The 25,431-nt window shown below is 50.3% G+C and carries 20 protein-coding genes; 6 read left to right on the forward strand and 14 right to left on the reverse strand.

The window, feature by feature from the left end:
• Nucleotide 1: 1 nt before the first annotated feature.
• The 4 genes from ABWW03_RS11080 to ABWW03_RS11095 form a co-directional block, all read right to left on the reverse strand.
• Complete coding sequence (locus ABWW03_RS11080) at nucleotides 2-787, reverse strand: Na(+)-translocating NADH-quinone reductase subunit C (RefSeq protein WP_353408341.1); 786 nt, start codon at nucleotides 785-787, stop codon at nucleotides 2-4.
• A complete protein-coding gene (locus ABWW03_RS11085; protein ID WP_353408343.1) occupies nucleotides 780-1,979 on the reverse strand; it encodes an NADH:ubiquinone reductase (Na(+)-transporting) subunit B in 1,200 nt (399 codons plus the stop codon). Before ABWW03_RS11085 ends, ABWW03_RS11080 begins: the two co-directional genes overlap by 8 nt.
• Before the next feature lie 2 nt (nucleotides 1,980-1,981).
• Nucleotides 1,982-3,328 (reverse strand): Na(+)-translocating NADH-quinone reductase subunit A, encoded by a 1,347-nt coding sequence (locus ABWW03_RS11090; protein ID WP_353408345.1) that lies wholly within the window; start codon nucleotides 3,326-3,328, stop codon nucleotides 1,982-1,984.
• An 827-nt stretch (nucleotides 3,329-4,155) separates the two neighbouring features.
• Entirely contained in the window at nucleotides 4,156-5,553 is a 1,398-nt protein-coding gene (locus ABWW03_RS11095; RefSeq protein ID WP_435372755.1) for a glyceraldehyde-3-phosphate dehydrogenase, read from the reverse strand.
• Between the two features lie 381 nt (nucleotides 5,554-5,934).
• On the opposite strand from ABWW03_RS11095, the gene mfd reads away from it, so the two are divergent.
• Together mfd and ABWW03_RS11105 are read left to right on the forward strand one after the other, a co-directional pair.
• Entirely contained in the window at nucleotides 5,935-9,393 is a 3,459-nt protein-coding gene (gene mfd, locus ABWW03_RS11100; RefSeq protein ID WP_353408349.1) for a transcription-repair coupling factor, read from the forward strand.
• A 77-nt stretch (nucleotides 9,394-9,470) separates the two neighbouring features.
• Nucleotides 9,471-10,502 (forward strand): CsiV family protein, encoded by a 1,032-nt coding sequence (locus ABWW03_RS11105; protein ID WP_353408350.1) that lies wholly within the window; start codon nucleotides 9,471-9,473, stop codon nucleotides 10,500-10,502.
• Nucleotides 10,503-10,574: 72 nt separating this feature from the next.
• Here the strand turns inward: ABWW03_RS11105 and ABWW03_RS11110 are convergent, their stop codons facing one another.
• The 6 genes from ABWW03_RS11110 to ABWW03_RS11135 all read right to left on the reverse strand — a co-directional run bounded on the left by ABWW03_RS11110 (nucleotide 10,575) and on the right by ABWW03_RS11135 (nucleotide 15,393).
• Nucleotides 10,575-10,787: a cold-shock protein gene (locus ABWW03_RS11110; protein WP_166844650.1), complete on the reverse strand. Its 213-nt coding sequence runs from the start codon at nucleotides 10,785-10,787 to the stop codon at nucleotides 10,575-10,577.
• A 225-nt stretch (nucleotides 10,788-11,012) separates the two neighbouring features.
• Complete coding sequence (locus ABWW03_RS11115) at nucleotides 11,013-11,837, reverse strand: S-methyl-5'-thioinosine phosphorylase (RefSeq protein WP_353408352.1); 825 nt, start codon at nucleotides 11,835-11,837, stop codon at nucleotides 11,013-11,015.
• A gap of 44 nt (nucleotides 11,838-11,881) precedes the next feature.
• A complete protein-coding gene (locus tag ABWW03_RS11120) occupies nucleotides 11,882-12,433 on the reverse strand; it encodes a hypoxanthine-guanine phosphoribosyltransferase (RefSeq protein WP_353408354.1) in 552 nt (183 codons plus the stop codon).
• A 1-nt stretch (nucleotide 12,434) separates the two neighbouring features.
• A complete protein-coding gene (locus ABWW03_RS11125) occupies nucleotides 12,435-13,547 on the reverse strand; it encodes a mechanosensitive ion channel family protein (RefSeq protein WP_353408355.1) in 1,113 nt (370 codons plus the stop codon).
• Between the two features lie 99 nt (nucleotides 13,548-13,646).
• Complete coding sequence (gene nagZ / locus ABWW03_RS11130; protein WP_353408357.1) at nucleotides 13,647-14,681, reverse strand: beta-N-acetylhexosaminidase; 1,035 nt, start codon at nucleotides 14,679-14,681, stop codon at nucleotides 13,647-13,649.
• A 31-nt stretch (nucleotides 14,682-14,712) separates the two neighbouring features.
• Nucleotides 14,713-15,393, reverse strand: a complete 681-nt coding sequence (locus ABWW03_RS11135; protein WP_353408359.1) for a TetR/AcrR family transcriptional regulator — start codon at nucleotides 15,391-15,393, stop codon at nucleotides 14,713-14,715.
• Between the two features lie 445 nt (nucleotides 15,394-15,838).
• On the opposite strand from ABWW03_RS11135, the gene ABWW03_RS11140 reads away from it, so the two are divergent.
• The 4 genes from ABWW03_RS11140 to ABWW03_RS11155 all read left to right on the forward strand — a co-directional run bounded on the left by ABWW03_RS11140 (nucleotide 15,839) and on the right by ABWW03_RS11155 (nucleotide 21,555).
• Nucleotides 15,839-16,156, forward strand: a complete 318-nt coding sequence (locus tag ABWW03_RS11140) for a DUF6763 family protein (protein ID WP_353408361.1) — start codon at nucleotides 15,839-15,841, stop codon at nucleotides 16,154-16,156.
• A gap of 270 nt (nucleotides 16,157-16,426) precedes the next feature.
• Nucleotides 16,427-17,878: a rhomboid family intramembrane serine protease gene (locus ABWW03_RS11145; RefSeq protein ID WP_353408362.1), complete on the forward strand. Its 1,452-nt coding sequence runs from the start codon at nucleotides 16,427-16,429 to the stop codon at nucleotides 17,876-17,878.
• Nucleotides 17,875-19,251 (forward strand): hypothetical protein, encoded by a 1,377-nt coding sequence (locus ABWW03_RS11150; RefSeq protein WP_353408364.1) that lies wholly within the window; start codon nucleotides 17,875-17,877, stop codon nucleotides 19,249-19,251. Before ABWW03_RS11145 ends, ABWW03_RS11150 begins: the two co-directional genes overlap by 4 nt.
• Nucleotides 19,252-19,437: 186 nt before the next feature.
• Nucleotides 19,438-21,555, forward strand: a complete 2,118-nt coding sequence (locus ABWW03_RS11155) for a M16 family metallopeptidase (RefSeq protein WP_353408366.1) — start codon at nucleotides 19,438-19,440, stop codon at nucleotides 21,553-21,555.
• A gap of 73 nt (nucleotides 21,556-21,628) precedes the next feature.
• On the opposite strand, the gene ABWW03_RS11160 is transcribed toward ABWW03_RS11155, so the two are convergent.
• The 4 genes from ABWW03_RS11160 to ABWW03_RS11175 all read right to left on the reverse strand — a co-directional run bounded on the left by ABWW03_RS11160 (nucleotide 21,629) and on the right by ABWW03_RS11175 (nucleotide 25,134).
• Nucleotides 21,629-22,162 carry a L,D-transpeptidase gene (locus ABWW03_RS11160; protein WP_353408368.1) on the reverse strand — a complete coding sequence of 178 codons (534 nt, stop codon included), beginning with the start codon at nucleotides 22,160-22,162 and terminating at the stop codon, nucleotides 21,629-21,631.
• Nucleotides 22,163-22,266: 104 nt separating this feature from the next.
• Complete coding sequence (locus tag ABWW03_RS11165; protein ID WP_353408370.1) at nucleotides 22,267-22,674, reverse strand: GtrA family protein; 408 nt, start codon at nucleotides 22,672-22,674, stop codon at nucleotides 22,267-22,269.
• Nucleotides 22,634-23,644 (reverse strand): glycosyltransferase family 2 protein, encoded by a 1,011-nt coding sequence (locus tag ABWW03_RS11170; RefSeq protein ID WP_353408372.1) that lies wholly within the window; start codon nucleotides 23,642-23,644, stop codon nucleotides 22,634-22,636. The genes ABWW03_RS11165 and ABWW03_RS11170 overlap by 41 nt, the downstream gene beginning before the upstream one ends.
• Nucleotides 23,641-25,134, reverse strand: coding sequence for a glucosyltransferase domain-containing protein (locus tag ABWW03_RS11175; protein WP_353408374.1), 1,494 nt, complete (start codon nucleotides 25,132-25,134; stop codon nucleotides 23,641-23,643). Before ABWW03_RS11175 ends, ABWW03_RS11170 begins: the two co-directional genes overlap by 4 nt.
• Between the last annotated feature and the right edge of the window lie 297 nt (nucleotides 25,135-25,431).

A 25,431-nucleotide genomic window follows, 5' to 3' on the forward strand; every position in this document is an offset into this window, starting at 1 on the left:
CTTAGGCCTCCCCTTTTTGCAAATTGTTTAACAGCGGACGATAACCACTTTCACCCAACCAGTAGCGGTAGAGATTGTCCAAACCGCGAGTGGTTAGAGTGGCACCGGAAAGACCGTCGATTTCACTTTCAGAACCGGAAGGTGCTTTACCCTTCAGAATTCTCAGCGCAACATCGCCAGTACTGGTGTACATTTTTTTGCCAACCCAACTGGCTTTCCAGTTTGGATTGTCAACTTCGCCGCCCAGTCCCGGAGTTTCTTTGTGGTCGTAGAAGCCCACACCGACGACAGTATTCAAATCAGAACCCAGAGCCATGAAGCCATACAACTGGCCCCACAATCCGTAGCCCTTCACTGGCAGTACGATGGTTTCCAGCTGACCGCCGTCGCCATTGATCATGTAAACCTTGGCGTATTTTTCTTTGCGCAAGATTTTTGCAGGATCGTTGTCACCGCTCAGAGCTTCAGACAGAGCCGGGTCTTTCGCAGCTTTGTTCTGGTCGTAAGCATCAACACTCACAATGCCTTCAACATCGTCAGCAGAAACGAACTTGCCTGTGCTCAGATCAACCAGCTTAGGCGTTACTTTTTTCATCAACTCATTAACATCGGCGCCATCGGTTAACAAACCGGCTGCCGCTAAAATGTTTTTGTTGAAGTCCAATTGCTTATTGGCATCCTGAGATGGCTTTAATACCACCGCCGCTGTCGATACAACGATCGAACAAACAATACACAAGGACAGTGCAACAATAAGCGTCTTCTTAATAGTATCGTTATTAGCCACGTGCCAACCTCCGCTTAACATTTGCCTGCACCACAAAGTGATCGATCAGAGGCGCAAACAGGTTGGAGAACAGGATGGCCAACATCATGCCTTCAGGGAAAGCAGGGTTTGCCACACGAATCAGAATCACCATCACACCAATCAATGCACCGAAGATCCACTTACCAGTGTTAGTCATGGATGCGGATACCGGGTCGGTTGCCATAAAGAACAAACCAAAGGCAAAGCCACCGACGACCACATGCCAGTGCCACGGCACATTCATCATCTGGTTGCTGTCGGAGCCGATCGCATTAAAGATCATGGTCATGATCAATGAGCCAACCAACACACCCGCCACGATTCGCCATGCGGCAATTCGCATCACCAGCAACGCACCACCGCCAATGATCAAGGCCAAGGTCGAGGTTTCACCAATGGAACCCTGCATCTTACCCAGGAATGCGTCCATCCAGCTCAGGCCGTTGTTTACAACAGTCTCAACGCCGCCGCTCGCCATGACAGACAGTGCAGTTGCGCCGGTGTAACCGTCAACGGAAACCCAAACCGCGTCGCCCGACATATAAGAAGGGTAAGCGAAGAACAGGAAAGCACGACCCGCGAGAGCTGGGTTAAGGAAGTTTTTACCCGTACCACCGAAGACTTCTTTGGCGATAACCACACCAAAGCTGATGCCCAAAGCGGCCTGCCACAATGGCAAACTTGGAGGACAGGTCAGTGAGAACAATACCGAGGTTACGAAGAAGCCTTCGTTCACTTCGTGCTTGCGCACCATTGCGAACAGTACCTCCCAGAAACCACCCACAACGAACACCGTCATGTAGATAGGCAAGTAGTAAGCCGCACCGTGCACCAAATTGTCCCAGATGCTCGCGGCATCGTGACTGGCGAACAACGCGATCAAGGCACCGCGCCAACCCTCAACTTCCGTAATGCCCATATCGGCCATAATGGTGTTAGCCTGGAAGCCAACGTTGTACATTCCCCAAATCATCGCTGGGAAGGTACAGATCCATACGGTGATCATGATGCGTTTCAGATCGATATGATCACGCACGTGAGCCGTCGTTTTGGTTACGTCTTTGGGTTTGAAGAAGCCGGTATCAACCGCTTCCCAGAGGGCGTACCACTTTTCGTACTTGCCACCCGGATGTACATGGGGGGACATGCCGTCTAATAGCTTTTTCAACATACTTAACCCTCCTTCTCAATCAGCGTTAAGTTGTCACGCAAGATGGGGCCATACTCGTACTTACCTGGGCACACATAGGTACACAGCGCCAAGTCTTCCTCATCCAGCTCCAAAGCACCCAGCTTCTGCGCCATATCGGTATCACCCACAATCAGGGCTCGCAGCAATTGGGTCGGCAAGATATCCAGAGGCATGATGTTTTCATACGCACCAACAGGCACCATGGCACGCTCAGAGCCATTTGCTGACGTGGTGAAGTCAAACAACTTGCCCTTCATCAGATTAGAGATATACAACGCCAAAGTGGAATGCTTATTCACACCGGCGCGAAGGTAATGCATGAATTCGCGCTCGCCATCACCTTCCTGCAAAGCGGCAATCTGGTTCGCGTAACGCCCCAAATAGGCGTAGGCACCACGTGCTGTTCGACCGCCGAATACACCACCGGAAACCACACGCTGCTCACCGGCTTTCAATTGGCCAGCCGTCAACTCGTCTGTATTGGCGCCCAAACGGGTGCGAATCAAACGTGGCTGCTCAATACCTGGGCCCGCCAAGGCAATCACACGATCGGTGCTGATCTGGCCGGAAGTGAACAACTTACCTACGGCAACAACGTCCTGATAACCGATCGTCCACACCGTTTTGGTGGCGCTCACCGGATCAAGGAAGTGAATGTGCGTACCGGCGTTACCCGCGGGGTGTACACCGGAGAATTCATGGCTTTCAACACGACTGCTGTTGCCGGTCAGTACATCCGCACCGGAAGCCTTACACACGTAAACCTTGCCTGCGGTCAAACGCGACAGCACGGTCAAACCGTTAACGAAATCATCGCGCTGAGAGCGAATGATAACCTCCGGGTTTGCGGACAATGGAGAAGTATCCATAGCCGTTACGAAGATGGAATTGGGTGCGCTGTCCAATGCAGGTACTTTACTGTATGGACGGGTGCGCAGTGCCACCCAAAGACCACTGTCGTTCAGGTTATCTTTCACCTGTTCTTCAGTCAGGGAAGACAATTGCTCAACGCTGTAGCTGGCGAAGCTTTCTGCTTCATCGCCTTCTACATCGATCACCACCGACTGCAACATACGCTGTGCTCCGCGATTAATCGCGGCCACGGTACCAGCAGCCGGCGCTGTGTAGCGCACGCCTTCGGTCTTTTTATCGGTGAATAACAGCTGCCCAAGCTTCACTTTGTCGCCAACCGCGACTGCCATGGTGGGTTTCATACCATGATAGTCAGGTCCAATTACGGCGACAGAGCGAATAGACGGACCATCATGGATGGTCTGCTCGGGAGCCCCAGTTATGGGTAGATCGAGTCCCCGACGGATATTTATCATACGTCTCTGCCTAATCACTTAAAAGAAAAGTGGATAGGCCAAGTCGTCTTATGCGACACCTTTTAAGCATCGACCGCAACTCAGCCTATGTATTCTGTGCCCGGCACCCGTACAGTCCCTGAGCATAAGGTTTGCGCGTTAAGCAAACCGGCGGCAAGCGCGTCTGTGATAGTGAAGATGCTTTACGTAAAAGCACTAAAAGCCTACTGGGCTACTACATCAAACGGCTGCTGCTTTAAATTCTGTTTCAAACCGGCTGTTTCAGACGGTCTGGGCGACTGTTGCTTTTGTTGTCGTCGCGAACTCTTTCTTTTTATTCTCGTGGAATCTCTATTTAATCCGGTAATTTAAGGAACCAATGTCGGTTTGGTCTGGTCTCAAGCCCACTTCCAACATTTGCCAATACCTTAGGATCTCATCCTAATTGCCCGCGAACTCCCATAGCTGGGCAAATTGAATCCTTACCAGTTTAGTAGAAACCTCATATTTCGCACGAGATGCTTGCATTTTCAGCAAAATGACACCTAAAGCATCATTTTCCCAGAGCAAGATACTGATTTTTCAGCGGGTTTTAGCTGCATAGAACTAAAACGGCGCAATTATAAAGAGGCCACGAGTAGCTTGCCAGCTTAAGAGCAAAGTTTTCGCCTTTTTTTAAGTAAAAAAGAAGGGGATAGCTGGGAAATGTCGAATTTTCGACAAAGCGGTCATTATTCACCCAAACAAAAGCCACGAAGCCTTTCACCACTCGCCTGCCCGGTGAGCAACAGCTATCTACAGGCATAAAAAAACCGGGGCATGCCCCGGTTTTTACATTACCTGAGAGATCAGGTTCTAGGGTACATGTTGTAGTTCACCCCAGCCATATCTTCCAGGCAACGCAATACCTGACAGCTGTAACCGAACTCGTTGTCGTACCAGCAGTACAACACCGCACTCTTACCATCAACAATCGTGGCTTCTGAATCGAAGACAGAAGCATGACGTGAGCCGACAAAATCAGTCGACACCACTTCAGGTGAGTTGGTGTAGTCGATTTGCTGCTGCAAACGCGAGTGCAGCGCCGCTTCACGCATATGGGCATTCACCTCTTCAGCCGTGGTTTCTTTTTCCAGCTGGAGATTCAGAATAGCCATGGACACATTCGGCGTAGGAACACGAATCGCATTACCGGTTAATTTACCCGCCAATTCTGGCAACGCCTTGGCAACCGCTTTTGCCGCACCAGTTTCGGTGATCACCATGTTCAGTGCCGCCGAACGACCGCGACGATCGCCTTTGTGGTAGTTATCAATCAAGTTTTGGTCATTGGTGTAGGCGTGTACCGTTTCAACGTGGCCGTGCTTCACACCGAAGCCGTCCATCATGGATTTCAGAACCGGCACAATGGCATTGGTCGTACAGGAAGCCGCAGACAGAATCTTGTCTTCAGGCTTGATATCGTGGTTATTGATGCCGTATACGATGTTCTTGATGTTGCCTTTACCCGGTGCGGTCAGGATAACCTTGGAAGCACCTTTACAAGCAACGTGCTGACCCAGACCATCTTCATCACGCCATACCCCGGTATTATCAACCACGATCGCATTGTTGATGCCATACTCGGTGTAATCCACTTCGCTTGGGGAATTAGCGTAGATCACCTTAACTTCGTTACCGTTAAGAACCAGAGACTTATTCTCTTCGTCAACACGGATGGTGCCTTTGAAAGAACCGTGAACCGAGTCACGACGCAACAGGCTGGCACGCTTAACCAGGTCGTTGGGAGAACTGCCCTTACGCACAACGATCGCGCGCAAACGCATCACATCACCACTGCCGGCCTTTTCGACCAGCAAACGTGCTACTAAGCGGCCAATACGGCCGAAACCGTATAGCACAACGTCTTGTGATTCAGGCAAAGGCTTTTCATTGGAACCCACCAGACCAGACAATTCCTGCGCAACAAAATCAGCAGCGCTAACGCCCTGCTCCATTGGGCCACCTTCTTTCATGTAGGCGACAGTGATCTTACCCAGATCAATGTGGGCAGGGCCCAGATTCATAGCGCAAACGGCTTCCAGGATCGGGAAGCTTTCAAATTCAGACAATTCGTTGGATTCAACCTGACGCACAAAACGGTGCGACTTCATGATGTCGATGACAGAGCGGTTTACCAAAGAGCGGCCATACATATAAATGCCGATGTTCTTTTCACGGTTTAAACGGCCGATCATTGGGATCATGGCCTCGGCCAGCGCTTCGCGCTCTTTCCAATCTTTAAAGTAGTCGTCCGGCTTAGGTCGATTCACGGTACTTACCTTTAGTTGAACCAGCGCATTCAGCGCCAGTGACGGTTGAACAAAGTTGCCACATCCAATCCTTTGGCGTCCCACCCCCAGCAGCTGGGCTCGTGAGTGGGCGCTATTATCGTGATTCAATGCTTCTTCCGCAAGGGACAATGGCGAATGCTGGCCATAATTCTAATGGATACTCTGGTCCCTTTTCATAAACTGGTTACAATAGCGCGCCACGATGCCTTGCGAGCGCCTTCTAAACACCCAAGGTCAAACCGCGCACGCAGGGAATACAATGTCAGCAGCGAGCGAATGTTAAGAGATACCAGCATGAACCAACGCATCAGCCCCCTACACCCCCCTATCGAGGCAAGCAAGACCCAGAGCCTCTATTGGCAGGGCCTGCACGGTTCAGCAGGCGCACTGGCCATCAGCCGCTGCGCGGAACAACACCGTGGCCCCCTTCTGGTTATTTGCCACAGTGGTGCCGAAGCCGCACAGCTGGAAGCCGAGATCGCGTTCTACGCGCCTACACAAACCATCATTCACTTCGGCGACTGGGAAACCTTGCCTTACGACAACTTTTCCCCGCATCAGGATATTATTTCCGAGCGTCTGAGCGCCCTCTACCGCCTGCCACAATTGCAAAAAGGCATTGTTCTCTGCGCCATGCCGACCCTGATGCATCGTTTGGCTCCGACCAGCTTTGTAAGCGCCTCCAGCCTCTATATAAAAGTCGGGCAACGCTTTGACATTGAACAGCAGCGTAAGCTCTTGCAGGAAGCTGGCTACCTTTGCGTGGATACCGTGTACGAGCACGGTGAGTTCGCCGTACGGGGCTCGCTATTGGACATCTTTCCCATGGGTTCACCGGTTCCCTACCGTATCGATCTCTTCGATGACGAAGTGGACTCACTGCGCAGCTTTGATCCGGAAACCCAACGCAGCCAGGATCGAGTTGAAAAAGTTGAGCTGCTGGCCGCCAAGGAGTTTCCTGTTGACGCCGCCTCATTACGCCAATTCCGCCAACGTTGGACGGAAGAATTCAGCGATAGCGACCCCAAAGCCTGCAGTATTTATCAAGACATTGCCGCGGGCATTGCCCCCGCCGGTATTGAATACTATCTGCCTCTGTTTTTTGATGAGTGTGCCAGTCTGTTCGACTACCTGCCGGACAACACCCTCTGTTTACTCAGTGGCCCCTGCCACCAAGCCAGTGAAAACTTCTGGCGTGACATCAGCGACCGCTATGAGAGTCGTCGGGGAGACATTGAACGCCCTTTATTGAACCCACAACGGCTGTTTTTAAGTGCTGGGGAATTGTTTGCGGAATTAAAAAACTACCCTCGCATTGAATTGAACCCTGACAAACAATCATCAAGCAGTATTGAATTCGCCTGCCGCCAGCCACCTGAGTTGCCGGTCAATGCCAAAGCGGAAAACCCACTCACCGCCCTGGAAGCGTTTTTATTGCAAGACGATAATCGTGTACTGTTCAGTGCCGAGTCTGCCGGGCGCCGAGAATCGTTACTGGATCTGCTTCGCAAAAACCGATTACAGCCTGAAGAGATGGCAAGCTGGCAGGAATTTGTCGACAGCGACGCCGATCTCGCCATTATCGTTTCACCACTGGATCGCGGCCTTGTGCTGGGCCAGGAAAACGTCAGCGTCATCTGCGAGTCCCAACTGTTTGGCCAACGTGTTCAACAAACCCGACGACGTCGCAAAGCGCAAACCGAGCACAGCGATTTTGTTGTCAAAAACCTGGCCGAGCTGAACATTGGCGCGCCGGTGGTGCATATCGATCATGGTGTGGGTCGCTATCGTGGTTTGCAAACCATTCACACCGATGGTCAAAGCGATGAATTCCTGATGCTGGAATACGCCGACGAAGCCAAGCTCTATGTGCCCGTAGCCAATCTGCATCTCATTGCTCGCTACAATGGTGCCGAAGAATCTCTGGCGCCGTTGCACCGACTGGGCAGCGAGCAGTGGCAGAAAGCCAAACGCAAAGCGGCCGAAAAAGTCCGCGACGTGGCCGCCGAACTACTGGACATATACGCACGCCGTGCCGCCCGTAAAGGTTTTAAATTCCGCGACCCGAAAGACGCCTTTGACGATTTCGCGGCAGGCTTCCCTTTTGAAGAAACACCTGATCAGATTGCGGCCATCGAAGCAGTATTCAGCGATATGACCCAAGAAAAAGCCATGGACCGATTGGTTTGTGGTGACGTAGGCTTCGGTAAAACCGAAGTCGCAATGCGCGCTGCTTTTCTCGCTGTTCATTCTGGCAAACAGGTGGCTATGCTGGTGCCCACCACCCTGCTCGCCCAACAACATTATGAAAATTTTAAAGACCGATTTGCCGATTGGCCGGTGAACATCGAAGTGATCTCTCGTTTTCGCAGCGGCAAAGAAACCCAGGATGTCGAAAAGAAACTGGCCGATGGCAATGTCGATATCTTAATCGGCACCCACAAAATTCTGCAAGCCGGCTTGAACTACAAATCACTGGGCCTGTTGATTATTGACGAAGAACACCGCTTTGGCGTGCGCCAGAAAGAGCAACTCAAATCCCTGCGCTCCGAGGTGGACATCCTGACCATGACCGCCACACCCATCCCTCGTACCTTGAACATGGCCATGTCAGGCATCCGCGACCTGAGCATCATCGCCACGCCTCCCGCTAAACGACTGTCGGTCAAAACCTTTGTGCGAGAGAGCGATTCAGGTTTGGTAAAAGAAGCGATTCTTCGAGAATTGCTGCGTGGCGGCCAAGTCTATTATCTGCATAACGAAGTGAAAACCATCGAGAAAGTCGCTGATGATCTCGCCGCCGCGGTTCCCGAAGCTCGCATTGCTATCGGCCACGGACAGATGCGCGAACGTCAACTCGAACAAGTCATGAGCGACTTTTATCACAAGCGCTTTAACGTCTTACTGTGTACCACGATTATTGAAACCGGCATTGATGTCCCCAATGCCAACACCATTATCATTGATCGTGCCGACAAATTTGGCCTTGCACAATTACACCAGCTGCGTGGCCGCGTGGGTCGCTCCCACCACCAGGCCTATGCCTATCTCCTGACACCCAATAAAAAGGCGATGACCCGAGACGCTCAAAAACGTCTTGAAGCCATTGCCAACGCCCAGGATTTGGGTGCCGGCTTCACCCTGGCCACACACGATCTGGAAATTCGCGGCGCGGGTGAACTCCTCGGTGACGATCAAAGTGGTCAGATGCATGCGGTGGGCTTTACCCTGTATATGGATATGCTCGATCGTGCTGTCAAAGCCATTCAACGCGGCGAGACCGCCAACATTGAAGATCCTTTGGACACCCAAGTTGACGTCAACCTCCGCGTGCCGGCACTGATTCCCGAAGACTATTTGCCTGACACACACAGCCGTTTGATTTTATACAAACGTATCGCCAGTGCGGAAAACAGTGCGCAATTGCGCGAACTGCAAGTTGAAATGATCGACCGCTTTGGCCTGTTACCGGATGCCATCAAAAATCTGTTCCGAGTCACAGAGTTGAAGTTAAAAGCCACCGACCTCGGCATTGAAAAACTGGAAGCCGGCAGTCAAGGTGGATTGGTCGAATTTGCGAGCCAGACCCAAGTTGACCCCATTACCATCGTGAACATGGTGCAACAGCAGCCTCAGAAGTTTAAACTCAATGGGGCCAATCAGTTACGGTTCAGCCTGGACTTGGACAATACAGAAACTCGAATCAACACCATAGAACAGTTACTTAGCAGTTTGAGTGGGAAGCCGGCGTAATAAGCGCCGAACTCGAAACTGATCGACCGGATTAAGGTCATAAGCTAACGATTAACGATCCCTAAGGATGACATTCAATGAAGCTAACCCGCAAAGCCCTAAGTTGCCTCTTGGCGTTCAGCCTGGCTGAGGTGACGCTTGCCCAAAGTGCAGAGACCGAGCAGGAGCACTGGTATGCCGTTGAAGTCATCGCCTTTAAGCGCCTGCAAATCAATCAGAACGAGCTTCCCTTGAATATGGAACGCTTAGCCCTCAGCTACCCGAAAAACAGCATGACCGTTCTCGACGCTGAAACGGTTGCGGATATGAGTGCAGGCCCGAACAACGCCGCCCAAACACTTGACGCGCAAGCCAACTCTGTGGCCGACAATCCCGCGCTGAATAACACCGCTCTCAGCCAAGAGCCCGTCGTCAAAAAAGAATTGATCCCTGGCCGCTTTGTGGTCAGCAGCCCCAAAGCGGAGCAGGGTTTAAACGCTCAAGCCGGCAGTCTGGCACGCAGCAAGAATCAACGCGTGTTGTTCCATAAGCGCTGGAACCTGCAACTGCCTCCTCAACAAAAGCAGCACAATATCGTCATTCACGGTGGGGAACGTTTTGGTGAGCAACAGGAACTGGAAGGTTATATTCAGCTGAGCCGCTCTCGCTATCTACACATAGACACCAACATCTGGCTGAGTCAGTTTGGTTTTGCTCAGGAAGAAGATTATGGTCGCTGGTTGAGTCTGCCGGAGCGCCCTTCCCCATTTCGAGAAGCCGTCATTGAAAATCGTTTACCGGAAACGAATGAGTTCGGCAGGCAAGATCAAAACGATAGTGTGTACGCAAGCAACCCCAGCAATAACTACATTGTGCGCAGTATTGAACAGCTCAAACAAAAACGCCGTATGCGCAGTGGCGAAATCCACTACATTGACCACCCAGCTTTCGGTTTGCTGATTCAGCTCACGCCGATTGACGCGCCTGTCTGGCCTTACGACAACAGCCTACTTCCCAGCCTTCCGGCCGAGCAGGCAATTCCCACAGAACAAGCAATACCCACTGAGCAACCTACAACCAATCCAAACGCGGCAGATCAAACCACGGCCACCGCATTGAATCCGGCGTAGAGCCTTACTCCGTTTCGAGCGCTATGAACTGCCGAGGCGGATCATAGCGCGATGTGAATCCGCTGGAGATTCTTAGAGGCAAACAACGTCTTCGGCTTGAAGTCCCTTGTCGCCATCTTGAAGATCAAATTCCACTTTTTGACCTTCAGCTAGAGATCGATACCCTTCGCCACGAATACTCCGGTAGTGCACAAACACATCGTCACTACCTTCTCCCCTTGTAATAAAGCCATAGCCCCGTGCATTGTTAAACCACTTGACTACACCATTTGCACGATCAGACATTCCTAACCACCCTTCCTTTAAACTAATAATAACTAGCTTTTTACCTCCGCCGTATCCCTTGGCATTGCCAGCTTTACGCTGATCGTACATCAAGCCAAGACGGAGCTTAAACAACCCTGCGGCGGCGATAACACTTCCGTCTGGCGCCAAAATCCCGTAAAAATCCACAAGGATTGTGGCGACTAGTACTTTTTAGTTTATTTATTATTGATTGTCTAGTACTCATTATTGGTGTTTTGCCCTATAACTCAGCGACTTAACGCAATGGGACTGAATAATGTCGCGAGCTTCCTCAGTGCAGGAAATTAACTGTGAATAGATGTCTTCCATGGTGATCATTTCATCGCTGAGACCTGACGCCCAATTCACGATCATCGCAATCGCGGCGTAAGGAATTTCAGCTTCAGCGGCAAGCGCCGCTTCCGGCATCGTCGTCATACCCACCACATCGCAACCATCTCGTTTGAGTCGTTGAATTTCAGCCGGTGTTTCGATACGGGGCCCCTGAGTGCAGGCATAACAATTGTCGGTTGACAGGCCGCTGATCTCGGCCAGACTCTGATTCAAGCCTCGATGAAACAATTGAGAACAATCAATATGATCGAGAGGATAGTGAACCCCATCGAAAAAGGTCCCCTCGCGTCCATGGCTATAGTCAATAACATCATTGAGCAACGCCAGGCGTCCAGGAGGCAGTGCGTCTGAAATACCACCGACCGCATTGACCGCGATTATTTCCTCGACTTGCAAGGCTTTCAGCGCCCAGATGTTCGCACGGTAATTAATTAAATGAGGCGCCACAGTGTGGCTGACGCCATGCCGAGGAAGAAAGTAAATAATGGCGCCGCCCGCCTTCGCTAAACGTATTTGCTTAACCTTCAAGGGCGCTTCGGCATAGGGTGTCTGCACGCTGATTTCCGCGACGGTTTCCGCCCCTGGGTAATTATCGAGACCGGAACCTCCAATGACAGCCAAGGACAGGGTTTCCGGTTTTTGTACGGTTTGCTGGCGGCAGGCCGCCAGCAACTCAGCATCAATATTCAAACTCACAGGTATACCTACGTGTATTGCCAGAGGGAAATTCAGACGAGGTTTTATTTGCTTTTAGCGACGGCGTAAATACCAGGGGCGTTGCGCAAATAACCCTGATAGTCCAAGCCCGCCCCAAAAATAAATCGATCCCCCACGGTTACCGCGTGAAAGTCGATGGCGATGTCTTTTTTATCACGCGAGTGGCGCTTCTCAACCAAAACCCCAGTCATAACGCGACTGGCACCCTGCTCCACACAGTATTCCTGCAATGAATGCAGACTGTTACCAAGATCAAAAATATCATCCAGCAAGAGAACACTGCGCCCTTCGATTGAAATTTGCGACAACGCAGGCCAACGGGTTTCCTGGGTGCCACTCGGTCCCGAAGCTGCATTCACGTATTCCAACTGCAATTGGAAATCCAGCAACGGCAGCAGCTGCCCACAAGTCACCAGACCACCATTCATAATACACAGCAACAAGGGGTTCTGATCGTGCAGCGTCTTTCGAATACGCGAGGCCATACTCTGCACACCTTGTTCAAGAGCCTCGGCACTGTGCAAGCATTCTGCGTTATCCCAAACCGCCTGCAGCTTTTTATCCACCAGTTTCATATCAAGACTGTCCTACCGGAGGCTCCGCACTAATGGCATTTAAATGAATGGTTGAGGTTGGGTAAGCACACTCCGCGCCATGGTCCGCAATAATATCGAGAATTTTCAGCAGCACATCCTGCTTAACTTCATGATAGTGCGCCCAATTCACCGTCTTGGTGAAGGTGTAAACAAAGAAGTCCAGAGACGATGGCGCAAAGGCATTGAAATTCACCATCAATGTTTGATCGTGATCGATCTCATCGTGACTCTCCAGCATCGCTTTTACATCATTTACGATGACCGTAACCTTGGCCGCGTCGTCATAACGAATCCCTATCGTTTCATAGATTCGACGATTCAACATGCGCGATGGGTTTTCCAAAGAGATCTGGGTAAACGTAGAATTGGGCACATACAGTGGACGCTTATCAAAAGTGCGTATGCGCGTCAGGCGCCAGCCAATGTCTTCCACTGTGCCTTCAATGTTTTTGTCCGGTGAACGCACCCAATCACCCACCTTAAAGGGGCGATCCATGTAAATCATCAAACCACCAAAAAAGTTGGCCAGAAGATCTTTTGCAGCAAAACCAACCGCCAGACCGCCAATACCGCCGAACGCTAACACACCTGACACGCTGTAACCCAAGGTTTGCAACACAACCAACACCGACGTGATGATCACCGACACCCGCAGCAACTTACCCATGGCAGTAACGGTGGTTTGGTCGAGAGGTTGATGTGTGTATTCCGGATCGGTCAGATTTTTCTCGGCACGACTGATAAAGCGCACCAAAAACCAAGCGATGACCGCAACCACACCGACCTCACGAATTGGGCCGACCGCTTGCAGTAAATTCACTTCGGACTGATTGGCAGAAATCTCCATCGCCCAGCACAAGCCAATCAGCCAAATCAACCAGCGTACAGGTTTCTGCGCAGCTTCGATAAGCGCATCATCCCACAGGTTTTTACTCTTAGCCGCCTGGGCCATCAGGCGGTTGAAAATGATGCGGGCCACAAAAGCGACCAACAGAGTCGCGAGAACAATAATAAATACTTCAACAATCCAAGTGTTCTCCCGCCCGGTAATTTCAGACAGCCAATCCGGGACGGATACTGCAGAGTGAATCATTAGCCTTTAATCCTTTGATGTGGTCTTGTCTCGGGCCACTCGCCTGGGCCCGAGTTAAATAGTGATAAATGCCGTGTACTTAGACGATGACTCGGCCGCTTACGCCAACAGCGCTTCGGCAACTTTGACACCAGCTTGCCATTGTTTATCCGCTTTCAAATCATTCCATTGCCACTGACGACGAGCCAGCATTCTCTGCAAGCGTGCCCGGCTCTTATCGCTAAACTCGTAGCTTTCCAGAGAGCGGGCAACCTCCAGGGCACCCTCCCGATTATTACAAACCAGTACCATGTCACAGCCGGCATCCAACGCAGCGTGGGCACGATCGGCATAACTGCCCGCCTGCACAGCCCCTTCCATACTCAGATCATCGCTGAAAATCACCCCATCGAAGCCCAGATCCTGGCGCAGTCGTTGCTGCAGCCAATGTTTTGAAAAGCCCACAGGCTGATCGTCGACCTGACTGAAAATAATATGGGCAGGCATCACCGCATCCAGCTGTTTTAGCAGCGTCTTGAATGGCGCCAAATCGCGCTCAGCGATGTCGGCCCAAGGGCGATCGTCCACAGGAAGGGTCAAGTGGCTGTCCTCCTGGACCGCACCGTGTCCCGGAAAATGCTTACCGGTGGTCGCCATTCCCGCCGCCGACATACCTCGCATAAAGGCACCCGCCAAACGGATTACTTCGTCGGGATTATCCGAAAAAGAGCGATCACCAATGATGCTCGAAAAACAGTCATCCACATCCAACACGGGCGCAAAGCTGATATCGATGCCGCAAGCCAAAACTTCACTGGCCATCAGGTACGCCAATTGTTCCGCTTCTTGCTCAATATGATCGGAGGAACGTGCGCGGTCACGCAAACTCTGCATGGGTGGCAAACGATTGAAACCATCGTCTTGCAGACGCTGAACGCGCCCACCTTCCTGGTCCACGGCGATAATAATATCCGGTCGCTGTTCGCGAATGCTTTCCACAAGACGACACAGTTGTGCGCGGTCAGCGTAATTACGCTTGAATAAAATCAGGCCGCCAACACAGGGCTGTTGCAGGAAGTGAATATCTTCTTGCGTCAGCGCCAGTCCGGCGACATCCATCATTAAAGGACCGGGGCCCATTGCTGCTTTCGTCAAATCAACATCTCATTAAAATAGGTAGACCGAATTAAGGGGCTATGCCCTCCGGGCTTGCGGGTGAAGCCGGAATTTGCATCATTCGGGTTAAGGTAGGAATTAACAATTCAAGTGCGCGTTCAACGCCACTGTGCTCCGCAAAGTTGTCTTCAATAATGCCTTGAATGGAATCGATACTGGAAAGTGTAAACACGGTCGCTCCCAGCAGGAAATAGAGTTGCCAGTAAAAGTCCACCGGATTCATTCCCGGAAGGGTTTCACGCAGTAGGTTCAGGAAACGCCGATACAGATCACCATACTGACTGACAATAAACCGGCGCAGATGCCCCTGTGATTGGGTATAGGCCATCCCCAGCAGCCGCATAAAGCGTTGTAACTCCAACACCTGCTCCGCCTGATTCAGGCCAGGTTTCGCGGCAACCGTCTGCATCAGAGTGCTAAACAAGCAGCGAAACAGGGCTTCCACCTCAACCTGATCATTGCCTTGAAGTTCCTCGAGATTGCAGGCCAGTTGCTTGCAGAAGGGATCCAAAATACGCGCAAAGACCGCCTGGATCAGTGCTTTTTTAGAACCAAAATGATAATTCACAGAAGCCAGATTGACGCCAGCGGCTGTTGTTATGGTGCGCAGAGAGGTTTCCGCATAGCCCCGCTCGGCAAATAGAACGCTCGCGGCATCGAGAATGCGTTCTACGGTTTCTTTTTGGGCCATTCAGCCTTTCCAGTTTTTCGACAGACAAGGAGTCGAAAATACTGAGCTGCCCTGCCCTTGTCAAGGGCTCCGCGTTGCGCAGGAAACGCCTTGCGCACAAGTGCAATTCTTAATTTCCCTTGAACCGCCACACGTCAAAATGCCTATTTTTTAGACAATCTTATTATGTACAGATTCCTGCATAGAACGTTAATTTTTAAACACTGTTGGCCCGATTTTTTCCCGCAATTAAAACTTCAACAAAATGAATCAATTAGAGCAAGCCATCACAAATGCCATGATTAAGATCAAAATATGGCGCTTAAAGTCATGACCTCAAACACTGTACAAGCCGCCCCACCGTGGTATTTTGCGCATCAAGCAATAAGAATTTGATCAAGCAAAGCTTTGTTACCCATAACCGTTAGCAATCGCAAGAAATATGTACGTTCGGAGGTAATATACAATGGCAAATCAACTCCCAATCATTGGTGATTGGTATAACGACCTAGCCTTGGGACAGATTTTTGAAGTGGTAGCCATTGATGAACACGCGGCAACCATCGAAATACAGTACGCCGACGGCGGACTGGGTGAATACGATATGGATTCTTGGCAGCAATTGCCGGTAGGCCCGGCCGAAGCACCGGAAGATGCCGCAGCCGGCTATGAAATGAGCCAGGAAGACAGCTATGTCGGTGACGAAGTAATGGTCCCCATGGACGGCGGAAACCCCCTGGCCTCTATCGAGCCCGACAGCTTTACCGGTTTCGACGATTTTTAATTCTGTCTCCTATAAAGAAAGAGAAACACGGATGTAAATAAACATCGCCCACTCAAACCAGCAGGTATTCCCGAAGCAATACCTGCTAAGCACCCGCTCAACCCGATAATTCTCGAGTACTATTCTACGGTAAACCCCCTCCCTTCAATTCCCGCTCATGCTTAAAATGCCGGCTGATTAACATCGTCCTTTATTGCACTTTGTTTCTTAGTCAATGGCTTGCTAAGCTAGCGCTTTTGCCATGACGGACACAGCAAAAGCAAACGAGCCATGATAATAATCCCAACAGAGAAACCGATTGACTGGCGCCGCCCCCCAATAGCCGTTATAGCCCTCATCTTGATCAACATCGCCGTCTTCGCGTTTTATCAAAGCGGCGATCAAAGTAAATACCTGCGCGCCTATGAACTCTACGAACGTAATGAGTTTGCTCAGTTTGAAGCCGCCGCGTACCTGAACTACCGTAAACAGAACGGCATATTGCAAGGCGACCCAGAGCTGTATGACCAACTGAGTGACGAATTCGACAAAGACCCGGAAAACCTTAGCCAGGTGATATTGCTGGATCGCGACTTCCTGGCCTATCTCAGCAAGCACCGCCACGAATGGATTCCCAAAGACAAAATAGCCAGTTGGGATCAATTGCGCCCGAACATTGAACGCAACATTGCTGGCATCAGCAGTATTGAACTTGGCTTGATTCCACAACACAGCAGCTTGATTACAGTATTCAGCCATCAGTTTTTGCATGGCGACATCCTGCATTTACTGGGCAATATGTTATTCCTGTTTATTTGTGGCTTTGCAGTCGAAGCGGCATTGGGGCCACTGCGCTTTCTGTTGTTGTATATCGTCAGCGGTGTCGGTGCGGGTTTGATTTACAGTGGTATTGAAGTGATCTCCAGCCGTGGCGGCGTTCCACTGGTTGGGGCATCCGGCGCAATTTCCGGAGTCATGGCCATGTACCTCATGCTGTTTCGGTTAAAAAAAATCGAGTTCTTTTACTGGGTACTTGTTTTCATCGGCTATTTTCGAGCCGCAGCGCTGTATATTCTGCCACTGTATATTGCCAAAGAACTACTGCAGTACTTTTTCTCGGACAACAGCCAGGTCGCGTATATGGCGCATGTCGGTGGCTTTATTTGTGGCGCGGCCCTATTGGCGCTGATCCAATGGCAAAAGCCGGAAAGCATCGACGAGGAGTTCCTGGAGGAAGAACCCGGTCAGGACCCACGTCGGGAAAGCCTGCAAGCAATCCTGCAAAAAATAGAAGCCATTCAATTCCGTGCGGCACACAAAGCCGTTATTGAGCATCAAAAAGAACACGGCACCTGCGCGGAAAGCGACTTCATTGCCATTAATTTAATGTCACTCAATAAAGACCCGGCCTGGCTCAACGCCAATATCGACTACCTGAAACGCAGCCAGCGCGACCCGGAACTTCTCAGCCGACAACTCACATTATGGAAACGACTCAGCGATAAGGAACGCCACCAAATGGATGAATTGTCTCGCAGCCAGTTTGCCATGCGACTGTTGGATGCCGAGTACAACGATAATGCCGAACTCATCGCGATCGAGCTGTTTAAGAACGACAGTAAAGAGCCGATGCTCACCAAGCTGCTCGGTCGTCTTGCGGTGTTTTATCACCAATGTGAAAACCCGGGCAAAGCCCAGAAATTTGAACAAGCCCTTGAACAACAACTGCAGCGCAGCTTATGAGTTATTGTCGATATCACCCTTGTGAACCCGCCGCCTTTTACTGTGAGCAGTGTCACTACCATGCCTGCCGGAGTTGCAGCAATGACAGCGACAGTTTTGATGACCATTCGTCTCAGTGTTTTTTGTGTAAAGGTGTTTTAACGTCATTAGGCTCTGCCCATACTGCCGAGCCTTTCTGGCGACGAATCGGCAAAGCATTTCAATACGCACTGGGTAAAGAATCGATCACGGCGTTACTCATTGTTGCAGTCATCAGTTTGATTGGCTTATACGTTCCGTTTGTCAGTTTGATTGCCCTCGCCTTCTTATATAAATACTGTTTCTTCTGCCTCGAACAAACGGCCCATGGCGATATGACGGCACCTGATATCAGCAAAGCCAGCAGTGGCGGCTTGCAAATCCTGTTGCAGATCATCGGCCTGTTGCTGTTATCTGTCGGCAGCACCATTGCTCTCGCACACTTTCTGGGCGCCACCGCCGCGATTCTCTGGGTAATTTTTATCACCGCCGCTCTCCCTGCGGCGTTTATGATTTTGGCGATTAATAAAGATTTCAGTCAGGCTATTAACCCGGGCCGTCATCTTGAGCTTATGGGCGCTATCGGCCCAGCGTATTTCATACTGCTGATTTTATTGTTCATGATGATGAGCTCAGTAGGTCTGATCCACTGGATGATTGGCGAACAATTCTCAACCGTAGGACAAATCAGCTCCACTCTGATTTCCAATTACTACTCCGTGGTCATGTTTCATTTAATGGGCTATGTCGTCTTTCAATACCAAGACAAGCTCGGCATCACAGCACAGGAGCAGGAAGACAAAAAGAACCAACGAAGCGATCATCAACGCCTGAATGCAAAATTGGGTATGTTGCTCAAAGATGGCGATTACCAGGGTGCCAGTCATCTCATGCAGGCGCAATTGAGTCGTACTCCCAAAGACCGAGAGCTGGCAGATCGACTGCTGAATTTGTTATTGGAAACCCGAAACCTCAACGGTCTGGCCAAATTCTCGGAAGATTACTTCGCCCAATTGTTTGCCACCGAACAGCACTACAAAATTGGCAGTCGTTTTCAGCAAATCAAAACACTGATTCCTGACTACCGCCCCCAGAAAATGAGCTTGCGTCTCCAACTCGCCGAACACCTGCAGGAAATGGGCGACCATAAGCAAGCCGCCTTGCTGTTAAAGAACTTCCATAAAGAGTGTCAGGATAAACGACTCATCGTTGAGGCCTACCAACTCATGGTGCAATGCCTGCAAAACCTGCCCAATGGCCTAGAGCAGAGCCGCCCTTATCAGCAATACGTCGACAAACTCAGTGCCGACCTGCAAAAGATCACAGGCAACAAAACCTCAGGATTCAAACTTTAACTGTACATTTATTAAGCAAATGCTTATTAAATTCGACCAAGGGTAATGGCCAAGGCAAAGCTAGCACTTTAGTCTTAGAGCTTTTGGCGGTTGGATTTGCAACTATTGGCGCATAGAAGGTCAAATAAGCAACTATATCGCTCTATACACTCTATCGTGGAAGTCGAATTAAGGTTTTATAAGGATATGCGCCCCAATAGCTCTAGCCATTCATCATTTTCCGCAAAGCGATACTTCGACGGTCTGTTGGGGCTGTTGCTCGCGTTGTGCTTGCCGGCCTTTGCCGACACTCCCACCTCTCAGGCCAGCAGCACAGATTTAAGCGAGGCACAGACACTCACCCACAATCTGGAAGACACAGAAAGCCCATTCGCCAATATAGAGAGCTGGCGTTACCCCAACGGATTGCAGGTCTACTTCAAGGCAATGCCCAAGTCCGAACTGGTTACCTTCCGCATGACCCTGCCCGTGGGCGGCTGGCACGACCCAGAAAACCGAACCGGCCTGGCACACTTCACCGAGCATATGCTCTTTACCGGCTCCAAAGGCTACAGCAAGGCCGAATTTGAAAAACTGGTGGATGAGCGGGGCGGACAAAACAATGCCAGCACCACCGTCAAGCGCACCGATTACTGGCTGGAGCTGCCCGACCAGGAATGGGAATTCGGTATCGACTGGTTTGGGCAACTGCTCTTCGACCATCAGTTTATCGATGAGCATGTGAATGAAGAACGCCGAGCCGTTATTCTCGAACGCGACCTGAAACCGGAAACCCCACTGGAAATGATCAATCGCTGGTTTATCAATCCAGACTGGTCACGCCAGAAAGACGAATGGACACAAATGCTGGGGCTCGACATTCCCCACCAGCGCCTCATCGGTACCTGGGATGATGTCAACGCGACAGAAACCAAAGACATCCAGGCGTTTTACGATCGTTACTATGGTCCACAAAACATGACCATCATGCTGGCCGGCAATTTTCCTCGTGACGCACTGAAAGCTTACATCGATGAGCATTTTGCTAAAGTAGCCCCCCACGGCGAACACATCCAAACCTACGCCGCCGCCAAACCCAATTTCGGTGAACGCCGCCAATTTACCTTTTCAAACCGCCGCGGCCATGTGCATGAGCTGCGACACTATATTCCCGACCTGGATCGCAACGATGTGCAATGGCTTTGGTTTTTGCGCGCCCTGCTCCACAACGATTTGAATACCGAACTGCGCAAAAATCGCCAGGCGACTTATGGGGTTGGTGTCAGCTTTCACATTGTTCAGGGTCACGGCCGCTTGATCAGCAACGGCAACTTTGATCCGGACTTCGAGGTCGAAGCGCTTGCGTATATTGAAAAGGTCTACCAGCAGCTGCGCGATGGCCGCATGCCAGAAGCACAATTTGAAACCCTGCGCAAAAAAGTTATGGATGCCCTGTTACTCGATCATCAAACGGCTTGGAGCATCAGCAGTTGGGTATCTTCCATTTTTTATGACCGAAACCTGATTGGCGATTCTATTCCCGACCTCTATCAATTTGCCAAAGCCGCTACGCCTCAAGAGCTGGCCAACTGGATGCAAACCAACATTCAAGAAGATCTCAGCATTACCCGAACCCAGCGCCCCAGCCCGATATGGCCCATCGCCAGCATCGGCATTATGATCGCCACCATTCTGTTGAGTTTCAGCTTAGGTAGACACTTTCTGATCAAGCCGTTGGATTTACATCAACATCTCTATGTTCGTAAAGTCCTGTACGGCCCAGCAGTCAGTATTGTGGCTTTTATTGCTTTTGTCTGCGCCAGCTTTCTACTGATACAAGCCATGGCGGTCAGTGCGCAATATGTACAACTGCATTTGGTGTCTAGCGTAGATTCCTACTGGCTCAATACCGCCTGGGATATGTTATTGGCTGCACTGGCCACCATTGTTATTTTGAATATTCCAGCGAGAGTCCCAAGAAAACTGATGCTCGCAGAAGATCACTGGCGAGTGAAATGCCTAAGTTACCGCAGTAATGTCTACCGCTATGAAGACATTCACAGTGTGGAAGAAAAGCACCTGTTCCAAACCTTATTCAGTTGGAAAGCTTTCCCTTGTCGTATCTTTCATTGGGGCATCTTCAGCAAAGGCCTGCTGATTCAATTAAACAAGAGCAGCTACTTTATCAAAACCCGTAACAATAGCGATGTGATCGCAGAAATCCTGCGCCGTATGCCTAAGCAGGACACTCACTCCACGGATGACGATCACGATGACCAAAAGCCAGAGAAAGCATCAACCATTTATATCGCTCCAGCGGCATAGATAACTAAACGTCTGCACAGGATCTAAAAAAGGCGCTCACCCGGAGCGCCTTTTTTATGGAAGTCCCCTTCATCTACGGGGCAATGTATACGGGTGTCCCTACAACAACCTGATCAAACAACTCGATCACATCGTCGTTATTCATCCGAATGCAACCGTGGGAGGCCTCTTTGCCAATCAGGTATTCCTCATTGGTACCGTGAAAGTAAATATAACGCTGACGGGAATCGATACCCTCACCATGATTTAATCCAGGCTCTAAACCTTCCAGCCATAAAATACGACTGAGAATAAAATCGCCTTCGGTGCGGCAATCGGGGGGTGAGCCTTCGATATCCGCCATTTCACCTGTGGGCACCCGCCCAACAAAACACATACCTTTGTCGACGCCCTCGCCAATACGTTCAGCAATGCGATGCAAACCGGGAGGCGTACCAAAGCTGCCCTCGTTTGCGTTCACCCCAGCGGCCGCTGTTGAAACAGCGTAACGCCGAAGTAACTTTCCATCGCGACCGAAAAGTTCGCAGAACTGCCCTGAGACACTCACCTCAATGGCCAGTTCCAACTCAGGCCGTTCCTGTAAAACAGCAGAAAGCTTTGGGTTCATTAAGAGTCATCCAACTGATCTTCAATCCTGGCCGCCCACAGGGCCACCGCACTCAGCACCGTTGTATCACGTTCAGGAAAGGCTGGCCAGACGGAAGCTGAAAATCAATTGCCCCGGCTAAACACCAGCACACGAGACAAGCCGTAGTTCAGACCAAGGGACACCACAATAGAGGCAATTTTAGCGAGGTAGACGGGCATATACGCCGAAAGAAAATAAACCGCGGCAGTGGCCACCACAAACGCGGTACAGGCGACCACAAAGAACTTGACCAAACGAGCTGTGGACCTTCCCTTCGACATATCGGCAAAGGTAAATCGGGAATTCAAATAGAAGCTCAGGCAAACCGCCAGGCTGAATGCACAAACATTTGCCAGCAGAATGGGAAAACCCAAGCCGTAGAAACACGCAACAAAAACCAGATAGTCCAGTGCAGTGTTCGCAAGCCCCACAAAGGAAAATTTAAGAATCCTAAGCAGCTCGCTCTTCAGGTTTACATTCGCGTGACTCACCTAAGGCCTCTTTTTCAACAACACGGCCAACCCCGGCCGGATCAACAGATTCAATAAAATATAAGGGGCGCTGCTTCACTTCATTAAACGCACGGCCAAGGTATTCACCAATGACCCCCAACACCAGTAACTGCACGCCGCCCAAAAACAACATCGAGATCATAATGGTTGGAAAGCCTTGTACATCGTCTCCCCAGATCAAGGCTTTTACCAGAATAAACAAGCCGTACAGGAAGGCCGAGAACGCCGTAAGCACGCCAATATAGCTGGCTATCTTTAAGGGAGCAATGGTAAACGATGTCAGCCCCTCAATCGCAAAATTCCAAAGCTTCCAGTAGTTCCACTTGGTATCACCTGCGAAGCGAGCATCACGATCATAAAGCACCTCGGTTTGCGGGTAACCCACCCACGCAAACAGGCCCTTCATAAAACGATGCTTTTCCGGTAGCTGCAACAAGGCCTCGCTTACCCGGCGGCTGATCAGCCGAAAATCCCCGACATTGGGCGGAATCGGCGTGCTCCCAATATTTTGCATAAACTTGTAGAACGCTGCTGCGGTGGCTTTTTTCAACCAGCTTTCCCCTTCTCGGGATTTACGCTTGGCGTACACCATATCGAAACCGCCCTGCCATTTGGCCACCAGTTCGGGAATCAGTTCCGGAGGATCTTGCAAATCCGTATCGATCACGATCAGAGCATCCCCTCGGGATTCCGCCAGTCCAGCCGTCATGGCGATCTCCTTCCCGAAGTTCCGGCTCAAATTCACCAGAGTAATCTTCGGGTAGCTGAGTTTCAGCTGCTTAATAGCCTCAAGAGTTCGATCTTTACTGCCATCGTTTACCAGAACGATTTCATAATCGAAATCGCTCATGGCCTCCAGAACGCTCGTTGTTCGCTTCACAAACTCCGGCAAAACCTCTTCTTCATTATAAGCCGGCGCTACGATTGAAATGAGTTGTTGTTTGCTCATCGACTGATCACCACCACTAAAGTATTTTGATCCATATAAATAGAACCTTCTGCTGGCCAAACCGGCTTTTCGGAAATCGCTTTTAACACGCGCTTTCGTTCTGCTCCCGATGCCGCCTGATACCTTGGGTCGAGTAAATGGTAAACCCGCTCCCGCGACCAAGGGATATGCAAGACTCCGCCGAGTCTGGGCTTGTCGTTCACAAGCACCATCGGCACATAGGTTTCTCTTCCACGACCTTCGGCACTGAGCACCCGCTCAATATCGAGAATAACTCGATTCACCGCGAACAAATTTCGCTGACTGGTTTTATAATCCCGAAACGATTTATTGGAGACATCAATCATCGCACTCAAAACCCACGTGCAACCCACCAACATAAACACCAAAGCCACCCCATTAAGTATCCGTTTTTGGTATCCCAACAACTCACCCAATAAAGCAACCAGGTAAAACCCGTAGATATAGGGCACGCTGTAAAGCGAACGAATCGGGAACACAGAGTTTTTGCTGGCGAAAATAAGCGCAAAAGGCGCCAATAACATCAGCAGCTGAACGGCCAGGAACAAGACAATGTACATTCCTTGGGAACGACACCAATAACGAACAATAAACGCAGCATTAAATGCCAAAAAAACAGCGGCCATACTGACTTTTTCGAATTTCCCCAAATGCCCTTTAAACTGAGGCTTCTGACATTGCTCGAACGAATGAAATGGCCAGGAGTGTTCACTGAACAAACACAGGACCTCATTGTAACGACTAAACATCGCCAACAGATCAATGTCGGCTCGCGACCCCATCACCCAACCGGTAACACGGTACAAACCTTTGGTGAGCAACAGATAAACAAGCAAAGACGCCAGCAGTGCGCCACCAACAAGCAGCAGACGCTTAAATGAGACCGGCTCAAAGCCTCTCGACAGAGACACTAAAAACAACGCCAAAAACAGCGTGGCCGCCAACTCAGTTGATGCCGGATAAAATGCAGGTGCGATCGACATCGACAGCAAGCCCACCAATAACAGAGAGCGACTACCTCGAACACAAGCGACCAAACCCAGCACTGCAAAAAAATTCCCCAAGGGATAGGCCAGGCGGGTACTGTCGAAAGAAAACAATTTTCCGTAGTAGAGAGAAACACTGCCAATCAACACAAACAAGTACAATTGATATTGCTTCTTGAAACCCAGCAAGCTTGCAGCTAAATAGGCACTGGCTATCAGCAAGCAACACCCCAAAAAAGTGCTCACAAGTGGCGAAGGCAACGCCTGTTGGAGTTTGGCATAAACAAGATAGTATCCCCACCGGCCTTGCGCCAGAAACGTCAAAGCATCTGAAGGATACTGTGATTGGATAATATCGTCGGCATTAAAAGCCTGAAGTACGGCTTGACTCGAATAGGTAATAAAGACCAGAAGAAACAGACCGAGCAGTGAGTATCCCGAATCAAAACGTTGCTCTTGAATACGCTGTAAAAACTTATCCATTGCCCTTCCAAACTTTTATATCACTTTTGGCTTTCACCAAAACACCACTCTAGCACGCAAATTATGACACTATCTTGACAAGCGAAGTGTACAGCCGATCCTTCTGGCAGGACCACTAATCACATACAAACCGATACAAAACTTAAAAAGTATTTCAATCATTTAGGACACGAAAAAAGTAAGCCAACAAGATAAACAAAAAAATTTACCCTCATTAAAAAATTGCCATAAAACCATCATGTTTTGTTCATTATTCAAGCTTTTGTATCACCATGTATCGTGTCGTTTCATAGTGTG

It is taken from the genome of Pseudoteredinibacter isoporae (assembly GCF_040372805.1).
Classification (GTDB): Bacteria; Pseudomonadota; Gammaproteobacteria; order Pseudomonadales; family Cellvibrionaceae; genus Pseudoteredinibacter; species Pseudoteredinibacter isoporae_A.

Excerpts from the sequence above, each read along its gene's own strand:
- ABWW03_RS11120 (WP_353408354.1), bottom strand. The coding sequence starts at position 12,433 with ATGAAACTGGTGGATAAAAAGCTGCAGGCGGTTTGGGATAACGCAGAA.
- ABWW03_RS11150 (WP_353408364.1), top strand. The coding sequence starts at position 17,875 with ATGAGTTATTGTCGATATCACCCTTGTGAACCCGCCGCCTTTTACTGT.
- ABWW03_RS11135 (WP_353408359.1), bottom strand. The coding sequence starts at position 15,393 with ATGGCCCAAAAAGAAACCGTAGAACGCATTCTCGATGCCGCGAGCGTT.
- ABWW03_RS11085 (WP_353408343.1), bottom strand. The coding sequence starts at position 1,979 with ATGTTGAAAAAGCTATTAGACGGCATGTCCCCCCATGTACATCCGGGT.
- mfd (WP_353408349.1), top strand. The coding sequence starts at position 5,935 with ATGAACCAACGCATCAGCCCCCTACACCCCCCTATCGAGGCAAGCAAG.
- ABWW03_RS11145 (WP_353408362.1), top strand. The coding sequence starts at position 16,427 with ATGATAATAATCCCAACAGAGAAACCGATTGACTGGCGCCGCCCCCCA.
- ABWW03_RS11160 (WP_353408368.1), bottom strand. The coding sequence starts at position 22,162 with ATGAACCCAAAGCTTTCTGCTGTTTTACAGGAACGGCCTGAGTTGGAA.
- ABWW03_RS11175 (WP_353408374.1), bottom strand. The coding sequence starts at position 25,134 with ATGGATAAGTTTTTACAGCGTATTCAAGAGCAACGTTTTGATTCGGGA.
- ABWW03_RS11140 (WP_353408361.1), top strand. The coding sequence starts at position 15,839 with ATGGCAAATCAACTCCCAATCATTGGTGATTGGTATAACGACCTAGCC.
- ABWW03_RS11105 (WP_353408350.1), top strand. The coding sequence starts at position 9,471 with ATGAAGCTAACCCGCAAAGCCCTAAGTTGCCTCTTGGCGTTCAGCCTG.
- ABWW03_RS11155 (WP_353408366.1), top strand. The coding sequence starts at position 19,438 with ATGCGCCCCAATAGCTCTAGCCATTCATCATTTTCCGCAAAGCGATAC.
- ABWW03_RS11095 (WP_435372755.1), bottom strand. The coding sequence starts at position 5,553 with ATGATCCCAATGATCGGCCGTTTAAACCGTGAAAAGAACATCGGCATT.
- ABWW03_RS11110 (WP_166844650.1), bottom strand. The coding sequence starts at position 10,787 with ATGTCTGATCGTGCAAATGGTGTAGTCAAGTGGTTTAACAATGCACGG.
- ABWW03_RS11125 (WP_353408355.1), bottom strand. The coding sequence starts at position 13,547 with ATGATTCACTCTGCAGTATCCGTCCCGGATTGGCTGTCTGAAATTACC.
- ABWW03_RS11170 (WP_353408372.1), bottom strand. The coding sequence starts at position 23,644 with ATGAGCAAACAACAACTCATTTCAATCGTAGCGCCGGCTTATAATGAA.
- ABWW03_RS11090 (WP_353408345.1), bottom strand. The coding sequence starts at position 3,328 with ATGATAAATATCCGTCGGGGACTCGATCTACCCATAACTGGGGCTCCC.